Raw genomic sequence first — 14053 nt, forward strand, 5'->3', positions numbered from 1 at the left:
AATCATATATAGTAATTCTTTTTGATGTATGTTTAGCTCTACTTAAAAACTTGAATTTGTCTTTTTAATTTTGCAAATAAAACTTAATTTTTTATCATTTGTATTTATATATCTGGAAATAATCACTATTTATAATACTATATAAAAGTCATCTGTAATAGGTGGCTTTTTCGCTTAAGATGCGAATTATTAAATTAGTTAGAGTAGATAGTAATCCGCTTTCAAATTTGCATTAGGGATTCAAACCTCCAGCAAAATAAATAACTGATAACTGATAATTTTATCCAGGTGTAGTCTGTGGAAAACTGGCAAGCTATTCTGAGCATATTTACTTTTGTTACTGTCATTTTTTTAATAATGACAGAGTGGGTTCATTTAACAATAGCAGCGTTATTAGGTGCTTTGTTATTAGTATTTACCAATGTCATGACTTTACAAGAAGCTATTGGCTATATAGGCAAAAGCCACAGCACACTTGGTTTATTTTTTGGTGTAATGGTACTGGTACGAGCATTTGAACCGACAAAAATATTTGAGTATTTAGCGACTCAAATTGTGCTACTAGCTAAAGGAGAAGGTAAACGGCTTTTACTCGGGATTGTGGCGATTACTACTCCTATTTGTGCAGTTTTACCTAATGCCACAACTGTAATGTTATTAGCACCTTTAATTCCGCCAATGGCTGAAGAAGTCGGAGTTAATTTTGTACCATTACTTATTCTAATGGTATTCATAGCTAATAGTGCTGGATTACTGACAATAGTCGGTGATCCAGCAACATTTATTGTGGGTGATGCCATCAATCTGAGCTTTATAGATTATCTAGAGCGCTTAAGTTTAGGTGGAGCGATCGCTGTTGTTACTGTAATAGCTACTTTACCATTTTTATTCCGCAAAATTTGGCATACAAAACTAGAGAATCTAGAACAGTTGCCACATCCGCAAATTAATCATCCACGTATTTTATCAATAGGAGGATTCATAGTAGCTTTTGTACTACTATTTTTTGTCATTGGAGAATCCCTACCAGTGCCGATTTCACCAGCTGCTGTAGCTTTACTAGGAGCAGCTTTGGCAATGCTTTTGTCACATCATAGCAAAATAGATTCTGTTAATAATATTTTACGAGACGTTGATTGGAGTACATTGATATTTTTTATGAGTATCTTTGTGCTAATTGGAGGACTAGAAAAAACTGGCGTCATCCACAATTTATCAGGAATTTTAGGAATTGTTTTGGGAAAAAACATTTTTTTAGGTTCACTGGTTTTACTATTTTTGATAGGACTATTGTCCAGCGTAGTTCCTAATATCCCTTTAGTAGTGGCAATGGTTCCTTTACTCCAACAGTACGTTGTCAATGTTGGATTGGCGCCAACAGAAATTCTAGAACCAAACTTTCAAGGGCAATTTCCGCCAGAGGTATTACCACTATTTTATGCAATGATGTTTGGTGCTACTTTAGGAGGTAATGGAACTTTAGTAGGAGCATCGTCTAATATCGTAGCAGCCGGAATTTCTGAACAACACGGACGCCGCATTTCCTTCAAAACCTTTCTGCACTACGGTATCCCTGTTATGTTATTGCAACTATTTACCGCGTCAGTGTACGTGTTGGTTCGCTTTTTACTCTAAACTAGATAGAAAACTAGACAAAAGTCCACGCGAAGATGATTTTCATCTTGTTTGTGTATTTACAAGTAGGGTTCTACGTAATCACAAGCAGATAGGAAGACACGTAGAGACGATTTCAGGAACTCTGTACATAGATGTGTCAATAAACCTCTTGCAAAAATAAAAATAACCCCACACCCATTTTCAAAATAGGTGTAATCTACCTCTTTGTCCTCTTCTTTATTCAGAAACGATATTACGTTAATATATATTTCCAGCTTTTAGAAATACTATATATTGCTGGATTATAGGGTGGTACTCTATAAAGTGATACTTTAAATCAACTGTAGGGCAATAAAAACAAATTGTCTTCAGGGGTAAAAAAGCTAAAAGCGAAACTAATTTACAACCCAAAAAGGATTACAAATATGAGTTCGCTAGAAGGAGAAAATTTTCATTATAGTTTTGCAGATTCTGCACCAGGTGGTTTAGTTCCAAGCATAAATCAGCCTACATTGAGTAATAACTTTGGCGACATTAGCAGTTTAGATAAAGTCAGAGATATTCTTTTTGGCGGGCAAATGCGAGAATTAGAAAAAAAATTTACACGCCTAGAAGAGCGTCTCTTGAAAGAATGCAATAGCTTAAGAGACGAAACGAAAAAACGTTTAGATTATTTAGAAAACTACATCAAAAATGAGATTGAAGCTGTAAATGACCAAGTAAAAAGTGAACAATCAAAACGAGAGGAAGCTATCAACACCCTCAGTGAAGAGCAAAAGAATATCAATAATTCCTTAGAAAGAAAAATTTCTCAATTTGATGAACAAACAGCAACAAAAACACGAGAGTTACGCGAACAAATTCTCAATCAATCTCAAAGCCTACAGGATGATATTCGGCAAAAATACGAAGAAATTTTAGCACTGCTACAACGAGAATCTCAAGAAATACGTGCAGAAAAAACAGACCGTTCCACTCTCGCAGCTATGTTTACAGAATTAGCAATACGGCTGAATTCTCGACAGTAGTACCTGGCGTGGAAGATTTGGAGCAATAATTTGTGAAATGGTATGAGTAATTGAATGAGTCTACTTAAGTAGACTTAAACTATCAGCCAAGAAATTTATTTCTTGGCGCTCAAAAAAAATAGTTGCAATATTATGACAGGTGCCTTTTCTGGGTAGTAAATAACTACTAACAAGCTTATCACTTTTAGTTGCTAACTCCTATTTATAACAAAAATTACAAAAAAGATGCAACTCAATATAAATCATGAGTTGGGCGGTGTTGGCTATGAATGAATATTCTCGCAATGAATTAACATACAAATCACCTAAAGTTTCTAATGTTAGCAAACCCGAGGAAAGTAACAATGGTGCGGAAGCTACTGATGAACTAAGTGAACTCCGTAGTTTGCTTTTGGGGGTAGAAACTGCACAACTTAGTAAACTATATGATCGATTAGAAAATCCTCAAATTCAAGCAGAAGATTTGAGTCGTCTGCTTCCAGAAGCTGTAATTCTGCGAACAATGCAAGATAAACAGTTAGCTGAAGCAATAGTTCCCACAGTTGAACAAGCAATTCAGTCTTCTGTTAAGCAAGATTTAAATGTTCTTTCTGAAGCATTTTTCCCCATAATTGGCCCTGCTACTCGTAAGGCAATTAGCACAGTTCTAGGCGAAATGATTCAATCTTTAAATCAAACACTAGAACACAGCATGTCTCCAGAAAGTTTTAAGTGGAGACTAGAAGCACGACAAACAGGGAAAACATTTGCTGAAGTTGTTTTGCTACGTACCCTGATTTACCGAGTAGAACAAGTATTTTTAATTCACAAAGAAACTGGATTATTGCTGCAACATATTTTAGCGCCACAGGTAGCTGCTCAAGATCCTGATTTAGTTTCAGCTATGCTGACGGCTATTCAAGATTTTGTCAAAGACTCTTTTAATATCGAAAAAGGTGAGGCGTTACAAAGTTTGCAGTTTGGAGAACTCACCATCTGGATTGAGGAAGGACCACAAGCAGTATTAGCAGGTATCATCCGAGGGAATGCTCCCCAAGAACTGCGATTAATCTTTCAAAAAGCTATTGAAAATATTCACCTGAAATTGCATAGAGAATTTCATGCTTTTACAGGTGAAACAAAACTATTTACAGCTAGCAAACCATATTTAGAAGAATGTTTAGAAGCTAGGTATAAAGTTCCATCTCAGAAAAATTACATCTATGCATGGAGTTTCTTGGGTGCGATCGCGATCGCACTGGGAATGTGGAGCTTTTTTAGCTTTAGAGAACAACTACGCTGGAATGCGTATCTAGAAAAGCTTAACTCTCAACCTGGTATTGTTGTGGTTAAAGCCAACAAAGGGTATGGAAAAAATTTCATATTTGGAATGCGTGATCCTTTAGCTACAGATCCATATTTATTAATGAACCAAGCTAAAATTAATCCCCAAACAGTGATCAGCCAATGGGAACCTTATCTGTCCTTAGAGCCACAAATCATAGTCAAAAGAGCCACAAAATTACTACAACCTCCCAAAACTATATCACTTAAAGCTGACGAAAATCGCATTCTTTATGCTACAGGAACAGCACCACGTCAATGGATTTTAGAAGCAAGAAAAACTTGGCGTTTTCTTCCTGGTGTAACTCAATATATTGATAAAGATATAGTTGAATCAGAACTACAACAATTACAATTATATCAACAACAAATAGAACAAGAAAAACTTTTATTTCTTGAAGGTACTACTGAATTTGTTCCCGGTGAAATTGCTAAATTACAAAATATAGTATTAGCAATCAAAAATTTATCTAGTGTGGCCAAGTCTTTAGGAAAAGATGTGCGTTTTGAAATCATAGGACACACAAATACCACAGGAACAGAGCAAAGAAATATGATACTCAGTCAAGCTCGTGCTAGTAAAATTCTCGCTTATCTAAATTCCCAGGGCATCAATACTAGGAATTTTACTACTGTAGGTGTAGGTTCAACTGAACCCTTACAAACAGGTCTTACAGAACAAATTCAGCAAGTTAACCGTAGGGTATCTTTTAAGGTATTCTTAATTGATGCGCGTAACTGAAGGACAATACTCATGCTCCAAAAAAAAATTTGCATGGTAGGTGCGTTTGCTACTGGTAAAACTAGTTTAGTAGGAAGGTTTGTTCACAGTATTTTTTCAGAAAAATATCAAACGACTGTAGGTGTAAAAATTGATAAAAAGACAGTAAATATTCAAGATAAAGATATAAATTTTATCCTTTGGGATCTATATGGAGAAGATGAATTTCAAAAAGTGCGTATGTCATATTTACGTGGTGCGTCGGGTTATTTGTTAGTAGTAGATGGAACTAGAAAGAATACTCTGGAAAAAGCTTTTAACTTACAAATTAAAGTAGAAAATACTATTGGAAATGTGCCATTTATACTTGTACTTAATAAGTGGGATTTGACAGATGAATGGGAAATCAGTGATGTCGAAATTAACGAAGTAGTGCAAAGGGGTTGGATTGTGATGAAAACCAGCGCTAAAACAGGTTTGGGCGTAGAAGAATCTTTCCAAATTCTTGCTAATAAAATTTTAGAAAATATAGATAAATAGTGAAGTAAAAATATAATTGAATAGCATAAGTGATAAACAAAAGCTAGGTTGATTCACTTCTATTTTTTAAGTAAAAATAGCGGTTTGCAGTTAGGTTAAGTATAGGAAAAAACGAACACAGATAAACACAGATGAACACAGATGCAAACCGATAAAACTGTACTTAATCCAAGCAAGAAGTGCTATATCAAATCAACAATATTTAATTACAACTACCTATCATGAGCAACTCGATTACGGCAGATGTGTTTGCTGCTTTGGATATTTTAGTCTTGGAACGATTAGACTTTGGCCGCTTTAGAATTACTGGAACTCCACCAGATTGGTTACAACTATTTTGTCGCCATCAAGTCAAATCTGGTATGCAAATACTTATACCGCAACAAGAGTTTCCTTTTTTAGAAAATTTTCTTATAGACGCAGAAGAGCTATGGAATAGAAATGATAAAAATCAATTGAAATCAGGCATATGGTATCAATTAGATTTATCTGGTAAAGAATATCATTTTGAAGCTACAGCAATTTATGTTCAAGATACTAAAATTTTATTAATAAAATTATTACATGAAGAATTTGAATAAAAAAGAAATTTGATCCAAAAAGCTAGAGATAATCAACTCAACTACCAATATATTACGAAAGAGAATCAAAAAAAAGATATTTTGATTCACTGTATTATGCATGATATTGCTGGGCAACTCAGTGGTATAAATTGCTGTTTAATGTTATTGGAAACTGAAAATTTAACACCAAAAGCTAGAGAATATTTAGAAATTGCTAAAAAACAAGCACTTCAGGAAGAAATTTTAATTAGAGATATTTTAAATGCATTTTCTGCTGAGGTAACTTCTCTAGAATCTTTTACTGTAGATGCAGATATGGCTCCAAATGTACTAACTTCTGCACAAGAAGTAATCCAACTTTTATCACCTACTTTTGTACTGAATCAAGTACAGTTACAGCTTGCTGATAATATTGATAAAACATTAGATTGGCGGGTTATTAGTGATAAATCACGTTTGAACCGGATTATCGCCAATTTGGCAGAGAATGCTTTTCGTCACAGTCCAATGGATTCTACAGTTACAATTGGTTTACAGGAAGAAGAAGATTCTATTGTTATTACTGTAGATGACCAAGGGTCTGGTGTACCACCAGAAAGTGTGAAGCATATATTTGAAAAGTTTTCTCAAGTTGGTAAGTCGGGTAGAGTTGGACTCGGACTATATTTTTGTCGTATAACAGTAGAACGTTGGGGTGGACAAATTGGTTATCAGCCTCTACCGCAAGGCGGTTCTCGGTTTTGGGTTCGGCTATTAAAACCCAAGCCAAAAACTGAGGAGTAATAGGCATATATACAATTCAGTATGAGTAATAGAAGAATAAAACCGCAGAGGAACAGAGGACACAGAGTAATAAGAGTTAGAGAATTATGTTGCGTAAGTCCTGATAAGTTATTACATTCAATTGCATAAAATTTAGGGTGCGTTAGCTACAGCGTAATGCACCAAGGTTTGGCAACAATGGTACTTTACGGATAGCACTAACACACCCTACCAAGTTGGACTCAAGTCCTTAATTTCAATTCAAGGTTAACAGACTACTAGCCTTCTAGTAACCAATAAAGTGTAAAACATCGCGTAAAACACTGTAACCAGCTAAATCCCAAAGCAAATAAGCAAGAAAGCCAATCATTGCCAAACGGCCATTCCATAATTCCGCCTGGGGATTTAAGCCAAAGATAAAAGCATTACGATCGATGCCATTGTAAGCGTTAGCTACTGGTGGTAAATCTGTAGAAGGACGTTTTTCACGAGTTTCCATTTTTTGTCTCCTTTAAACCAATACTGTTGAGTTAAATTGCATCATTACAGAGAGTTGGTGTTAGTATCCAACAATATGTAAAACATCACGTAACACGCTATAACCAGCTAAATCCCAAAGTAAATAAGCAAGAAAGCCAATCATTGCCAAACGACCATTCCATAATTCTGCTTGGGGATTCCAGCCAAACAAAAAGGCGTTGCGGTCTTTGCCGTTATATTCTGTAGCAATTGGTGGTAAATCTGTAGAAGGACGAGTTTCCATTTTGCCTCCGAGTTAATTCTATTGATTGCTTAATTTTTTGCTTATTAGCTACTAGTTATTGGTTTTTATTTCAAGCTGAATAACTAATAACTAATTGCTTCTTCCGAATCACTTGTTACATATGTTTACTTTAGCTAGGAATTATTAGCTTGCTGTATTCCTATGGTTACAAAGTCTAGGCACTCCTAATGGACGATAATTCAACCTGTTTTTGAATGCAGGAATATGCCTTAAGAGGATGAAAAAATTTGATTTCTAAATAAATTTTAAAATAAACAATTTATTCAGTAATATTACTGAATAAATGATAATAACGCCAAGCTGAAGTATGAGTGAGAAAAACTTATATCTAATGTAGTATATGTTATCAGACCTGAGGCGGATGCCGTAATAGCCTAAATTCCACGATTCTGAGCTAAGGAATTGGGTATGGCGAATGATATACGAGTAAAAGTAATTAGCAACTTTTTATACCACATAGTTAAAACATAGAGGAAGGAAATAGAATGTTTCAGAGTACAGTAACAACGCTGGAACTCTCCCAGTCCCTATTTTGGATAGCGCAGGTGATAGTACAGCCACAGGATATATCACCAGCACAGGCATCGGTTGCTTTCTCAGGACCGCGTTTTTTTACTGCTTTAATCTCTGGTGTGATCCTGGCTTTTGCGTTTCAGTTAGTATTAACTAACCTTTCAGTTGCCGCAGGTATTTCCTATTTGGGGCGTCCCTCTGATTCAAATTCAGAACACGGGGAAGTCAGCAGTTTAGGGGGAACGATCCGCAAGATTGGTACAGCAGTAGGAATTTGGACTTTAATCACAGTTACGATCGCATTGGCGATCGCTTGCTTTTTGGCTGTGAAAATGAGTCTGATGATTTTTAGTCCCGGATTGGGGGCAATTCTCGGTTTGGTAATTTGGGGCGCATACTTCCTATTGTTGGTGTGGGTGAGTTCCACCACGGTAGGTTCTTTAGTCGGTAATGTGGTTAACAGTGCCACTTCTGGTTTTCAGGCAATTATGGGAACAGCCACCGCCGCCTTGGGTGCAAAGGCTGTTAACCAGCAGGTAGTAGCCACCGCTGAAGCCGCAGCCGCAGCAGTTCGTCGGGAATTAGGTAGTGCGATCGACCCTACCAGCGTCCGCGAAAAGGTGGAAGATTACCTAGAAATGGTGCGTCCTCCGGAACTAGACTTAAACAAGATTCGCGGTGATTTTGAAAGATTGTTGAGTGATCCGCAAATCAGGGAAATGGCTAAAAGTGGCGATATTCGTAATATAGATCGCCAGAAGTTTATTGATTTAGTCAGCAGTCGCACCGACCTCTCGAAGCGCGATGCTAACCGGATCGCTGATACCTTGTATAGTGTTTGGCAACAGATAGTAGGTCAAACTCAGTCCCAAGACCAAATGGCTGAGTTGGTTAATTATCTGAAGTCACTCCAGCCAGGACAAGCGAACACAGACGAACTCAACCGCAAACTAGATCAGCTGATTGCAGAAATGCGTTCTGCTAAAGATGCTAATCAAAAAGCAGCCCAAGAAGCAACTCCTGGCCCGATTCAACGGACGTTACAACAGGGAATAACAGCTTTAACTGGGATTGTGTTAGGACGGACTGATCTGTCAGATTTAGATGTCGAAAAAATCTTAGGCGCTTTAACCACAGCCAAAGAAAAAGTCACTGAAAAAGCAGATCAATTAGGACTATCAATACCAAAACGACCTTACAGCCCGATTCGTGCGGATGTAGAAAATTACCTACTCAACACTTATGCTTGGCAGTTGAGTCAGGAGAAAATCGCTCAGGATTTCCGCGATGTGATCTACGATCCTGCTGCTGATCCCGGAACGGTGCGCCGGGAATTAGAGGAACTATCTCGCAGCGATTTTGTTAACATACTGCAACAGCGTGGTCTTTTGACCCAGGCAGAAATTCAGCGCATTGCTGATCAATTAGAAGCTGTGCGGCAAAATGTATTGGTGACAGTCACTGCTGAGGAAGAAAGAGAAATAGTACAGGATTTACAACGCCGAGTTGAAAGTTATTTACTCGTCACTCCCAAATCAGAATTAACTCCAGAGGGAATTGAACAGAACTTTAAACCACTGTTGCAAGACTCCGATGCAGATTATGAAACCCTGTCGCGCCGCTTAGCATTGTTAGACCGTCAAGAACTGCGGGAGATACTGCTAGAACGCAACGATATTAATCCACAAGAAGCAGACACAATTCTCAACGAACTGGAAAGACAACGCGATCGCGTTTTAGTTGAATCCAAAGGACTAGCAGATCAAGCCAAATACCAAGCCGAAACCCTCTGGTTAAATTTAGAGTCATATCTGCGTAACACTGGTAAAGAAGAACTCAATCCCAACGCTATTAGAGCCGAGTTAAGAAGACTCTTAGAAGACCCGCGGGCTGGAATTGCAGCGGTTCGGGCGCGTCTGTCTCGTTTTGATCGCGATACTTTAGTCAAATTGCTCAGTCAGCGCCAAGACTTGAGTGAAGACCAAGTTAACCAAATTCTCAGCACAGTTGAAGAATCTTGGCATAGTTTTCGCCATGCACCCCAAGCCGTAGTCGATAAAGCTAAACAACAGTACGACTCGGTTACAACTACCATCGCTGATTATCTGCGAAACACTGGTAAAGAAGAACTCAACCCCGAAGGTATTCAACGGGATTTAAATCGACTGTTGCAAAATCCCAAAGAAGGAGCGATCGCTCTCCGTCGACGTTTGTCTCAAGTAGATAGAGATACCCTCGTAAAATTACTGAGTCAACGTCAAGATTTATCCGAAGAACAAGTCAATCAAGTCATTGATTCTATTCAAGACACAATTCGGAATATCGTCCGCTCACCCCGTCGTTTAGCTGCTCGGACACAACAAAGAGTAGAAACATTCCAAACTTATTTGGAAGAGTATTTACGGCGCAGTGGCAAGGATGAACTCAACCCAGAAGGTATTAAACGCGACTTGTATCTGTTATTACATGATCCCCGTGTGGGTATGGAAAGTTTGAGCGATCGCTTAGCTCAATTTGACCGCTCTACAATTATCACCTTGCTGAAACTGCGCGAAGACCTCAGGGATGATGAAGCAGCGCGGATTGCAGATACAATCATCTCTGTCCGGGATTCCTTTGTAGAGCAAGTACGGGCAATCCAACGCCGTATTCAAGACGCCATCGACTCAATTTTTGAGCGTATCCGTAACTACCTCAACTCCTTAGAGCGTCCCGAACTGAATTATGATGGTATTAAGCGGGATATTCGCACATTGTTTGATGATCCCCAAGCTGGGTTTGAAGCCTTACGCGATCGCCTGTCTTCTTTCAACCGTGACACCTTGGTAGCTGTCTTGAGTTCCCGGGAAGACATCTCCGAAGAAGATGCTAATCGGATTGTCGACCAAGTAGAACGAGCGCGTCAAACCGTCCTGCAAAGAGCAGAACGCTTGCAACAAGAAGCACAGCGACGCCTAGAAGAGGTGAAGCACCAAGCCCAAAAGCAAGCCGAAGAAACCCGCAAAGCAGCCGCATCAGCAGCTTGGTGGTTGTTTGCTACAGCCCTAGTATCGGCAATATTCTCTGCAATTGCTGGAGCAGTAGCAGCGATCGCTTTATAGTATTAGCAAAACAATTACAAGTTGTCTCCGCTAAACCTACTGTAGCCTCTCATTTATGAGAGGCTTTTTTAACGCAATACGGTTCAGTTAAGGATTTTTAGTACAAAAAATTGATCTGTACAGACGCGCCATTGATCTGTAGAGACGCGCCATGGCGCGTCTCTACAAAGGATTGTAAGCTTATCTGAACCGTATTGTTTTTAATGTGCGCCTCCGTTGCAGACTCACGTAAATTTAATTTTGCCTAACTACATTAACACATTGAAAAAGCCAGCCCCCTATTTTCACGAGAGAACCAGCTTTGTAACTTATTATATGCATCCTAATTGCTGTCCTGATCAGGGCACATTTCTTAACCAAACTTACCACTTACATATTCTTTGGTGGCTTGTTGTTGAGGATTTTGGAAAATTGCCTCGGTACGGTCATATTCTACTAAGTAACCAGTACGACCACCTTTTTCGGATGTTTGGACATTGAAAAAGGCTGTCATATCAGACACACGCGAAGCTTGTTGCATGTTGTGAGTCACAATCACCACAGTATAGCGTTGTTTGAGTTCGTGGATCAGTTCTTCAACTTGCAGAGTAGAAATAGGGTCAAGGGCAGAACAAGGTTCATCCATTAAAATCACATCTGGCTGAACTGCGATCGCTCGAGCAATACACAAACGCTGTTGCTGACCACCAGATAAAGATAAACCACTTTGTTTGAGTTTGTCTTTAACATCGTCCCACAAAGCAGCTTGTTTGAGCGATCGCTCTACTAATTCATCCATATCCCCTTTGTAGCCGTTGAGTCTAGGCCCAAAAGCGATATTGTCATAAACTGATTTGGGGAAAGGGTTGGGTCTTTGAAACACCATCCCAATTTTCCGCCGCACTTCTACCGGGTCAACTTGGGGTGCATAGAGGTTTTCATCATAGTAAAAAACCTTACCCTCTGCCCGAAATGATTCAATGAGATCGTTGAGGCGGTTGTAGCATCTTAGCAATGTACTTTTACCACATCCAGATGGGCCAATAAAGGCTGTAACGCGATTTTTCGGGATATCCATCCAGACATCACGTACTGCTAAGAAATTACCGTAGTAGATGTTCAGTCCCTCAGTCCGTAGGACAGTATCTGTTTGGTTGGCAGTGCTTATGTTTGTTACCATAATATAATATGATTACTGACTTAACTTTTGATTAGAGATGTAGACAAAACGGAAATTATGTGTACTTTTTGCGATGAGTTGCCAAACGAGCAATGATACTAGTAAGCAGAACCATCAACACCAAGATCAAAGATGCTGCCCAAGCCATTGATTGCCAGTTTTTGTAGGGAGAGATCGCGAAGTTATAAACCAAAACTGCCAGGGAAGCTGTGGGTTGAAATAAGCCTTCAAACCAGTACTGAGAAAACAACGCAGTGAACAAAAGAGGTGCGGTTTCACCTGCGGCTCTAGCGATCGCCAGTGTGGAGCCTGTAACAATTGCTGGTAAAGCTGCTGGTAAAACTACCCACATCACTGTTTGAAAGTTTGTTGCTCCTAAACCAACTGCGGCTTGTCGTAAATCATCTGATACCATCTGTAAAGCTTCGTCTGTGGTTCTTACAATAATTGGTAGCATCAATACTGACAGTGCTACTCCCCCAGCCAAAGCAGAATAAGTGCCGATTGCCAACACGACAACGCCATAGGCAAATACCCCAGCAATAATCGAGGGAACACCACTGAGAATGTTGGTAGAAAAGCGTACCCAGCGAGCTATTTTCCCAGAGCTAAACTCAGTTAAATAAACAGCAGCCAAAACACCTATGGGGATACTGATCAAAGCCCCTATTCCTACCATGATGATCGTACCGATGATGGCATTACCAAAACCCCCTCCTAGGGCCAATGGAGGTGGTGGCAATTCAGTAAACAAACTTGGCCGCAAACTGCTAAAGCCTTGAATGATGACGTAAGAAAGCACTGCAATTAAAGGTACAAGTGCCAAAACTCCACAGATAAATGCTATGACTGTCATCACAATGTTAATGAGTGTCCGGGGTGATGACGAGCGAGCTAAGCTACTGCGGAGCGATGTACCTTGAGATTTATCTGTATAAGCCATATTTCAACACGCTTCAAAACAAAAAAGGCCACATTCTACAGTCGCTTCACTCGCAAGACTATATACTCAGCCAAAACATTTACTATGAGGGTCAAAACAAACAGAATCAAAGCAGCGTACATGAGAGCAGATATTTGCAGACCACTGGCTTCGGCGAACTGGTTTGCTAACAAAGAAGAAATGGTATTAGCTGGTGCAAACAATGAAGGGCTGATTCTGTTGGAGTTACCAATTAACATTGTCACAGCCATTGTTTCTCCCATTGCCCGACCTAAAGCCAGCATCACAGCACTGACGATTCCCGAGAAAGCAGTAGGTAAAATAACTTTGAAAATGGTTTCCCAACGAGTTGCTCCCAGTCCCACAGCTGCTTGACGCAAACTAGAGGGTACAGAAATTAAAGCATCGCGAGAAATTGCTGTAATGATTGGCAAGGTCATAATACTTAAGATGATTCCCGCAGCAAACATTGATGGCCCTGTGGGAACGGTACTAAAAATTGGCAGCCAACCAAAAGAACCGTTCAACGATCTACCAAGGGGTGTAAGCAAAGGAATCAAAACAAAAATTCCCCAAATGCCATAGACTACGCTGGGAATTGCTGCTAGCAATTCTATCAAAAACACCAGTACTGTCCGTATGGGTAACGGTAGCCAATTTTCGCTTAATAGGATAGCAGTGCCAACACCAATCGGTACAGCTATTAACAAGCCAATAAAAGCACTAACTAATGTACCGTAAACTTGCGGTAGCACACCGTATATATTGTTAACAGGGTTCCAATTACTTTCACTTAAAAAGCGGAATAAACCAAATTTTTGGATAGCAGGTACAGACTCAATACCAACCTCTATGGCTATCCACAATAAAATACCAGCGATCGCCAGAGCAAGTACCCGTGTTACCCAAATAAAGCCTTTATCTAAAAACTTTTCAAACTCAGAGCGTGGTTTAACTGTAAATTTGTTACCTTGGGCAGATGTATTCATGAATAACTTT

10 protein-coding genes and 1 pseudogene are annotated in these 14053 nt (G+C 39.2%); 6 read left to right on the plus strand and 5 right to left on the minus strand.

The features are described from left to right. The first annotated feature begins 297 nt into the window (after positions 1 to 297). From UYI_RS0111385 to UYI_RS32420, 5 genes and pseudogenes are all read left to right on the plus strand, one after another. Complete coding sequence (locus tag UYI_RS0111385) at positions 298 to 1635, plus strand: SLC13 family permease (RefSeq protein ID WP_016866790.1); 1338 nt, start codon at positions 298 to 300, stop codon at positions 1633 to 1635. A gap of 407 nt (positions 1636 to 2042) precedes the next feature. Then, positions 2043 to 2645, plus strand: a complete 603-nt coding sequence (locus UYI_RS0111390) for an OmpH family outer membrane protein (protein WP_016866791.1) — start codon at positions 2043 to 2045, stop codon at positions 2643 to 2645. Between the two features lie 265 nt (positions 2646 to 2910). Further along, a complete protein-coding gene (locus tag UYI_RS0111395; RefSeq protein WP_026085894.1) occupies positions 2911 to 4710 on the plus strand; it encodes an OmpA family protein in 1800 nt (599 codons plus the stop codon). 12 nt (positions 4711 to 4722) lie between these two features. Further along, positions 4723 to 5229, plus strand: a complete 507-nt coding sequence (locus tag UYI_RS0111400; RefSeq protein WP_016866793.1) for a Rab family GTPase — start codon at positions 4723 to 4725, stop codon at positions 5227 to 5229. Between the two features lie 221 nt (positions 5230 to 5450). Next, positions 5451 to 6575 (plus strand): annotated as a pseudogene (locus UYI_RS32420) (sensor histidine kinase). A gap of 265 nt (positions 6576 to 6840) precedes the next feature. Here the strand turns inward: UYI_RS32420 and UYI_RS0111410 are convergent. Continuing rightward, positions 6841 to 7053, minus strand: coding sequence for a chlorophyll a/b-binding protein (locus UYI_RS0111410; RefSeq protein ID WP_016866796.1), 213 nt, complete (start codon positions 7051 to 7053; stop codon positions 6841 to 6843). 60 nt (positions 7054 to 7113) lie between these two features. Further along, a complete protein-coding gene (locus tag UYI_RS0111415; RefSeq protein ID WP_009457290.1) occupies positions 7114 to 7317 on the minus strand; it encodes a chlorophyll a/b-binding protein in 204 nt (67 codons plus the stop codon). A 506-nt stretch (positions 7318 to 7823) separates the two neighbouring features. Between UYI_RS0111415 and UYI_RS0111420 the strand changes: the two genes are divergently transcribed. After that, positions 7824 to 10952 carry a hypothetical protein gene (locus UYI_RS0111420; protein ID WP_016866797.1) on the plus strand — a complete coding sequence of 1043 codons (3129 nt, stop codon included), beginning with the start codon at positions 7824 to 7826 and terminating at the stop codon, positions 10950 to 10952. Positions 10953 to 11304: 352 nt separating this feature from the next. Here UYI_RS0111420 and pstB read toward each other — a convergent pair whose 3' ends face one another. From pstB to pstC, 3 genes are all read right to left on the minus strand, one after another. Further along, on the minus strand, positions 11305 to 12111 hold the full coding sequence (gene pstB, locus UYI_RS0111425) for a phosphate ABC transporter ATP-binding protein PstB (protein ID WP_016866798.1): 807 nt from the start codon (positions 12109 to 12111) through the stop codon (positions 11305 to 11307). 55 nt (positions 12112 to 12166) lie between these two features. Continuing rightward, entirely contained in the window at positions 12167 to 12967 is an 801-nt protein-coding gene (gene pstA, locus UYI_RS0111430; RefSeq protein WP_026085895.1) for a phosphate ABC transporter permease PstA, read from the minus strand. Between the two features lie 122 nt (positions 12968 to 13089). After that, entirely contained in the window at positions 13090 to 14043 is a 954-nt protein-coding gene (gene pstC / locus UYI_RS0111435) for a phosphate ABC transporter permease subunit PstC (RefSeq protein WP_016866800.1), read from the minus strand. Positions 14044 to 14053: the final 10 nt, after the last annotated feature.

This window comes from Fischerella muscicola PCC 7414 (assembly GCF_000317205.1).
Classification (GTDB): Bacteria; Cyanobacteriota; Cyanobacteriia; order Cyanobacteriales; family Nostocaceae; genus Fischerella; species Fischerella muscicola.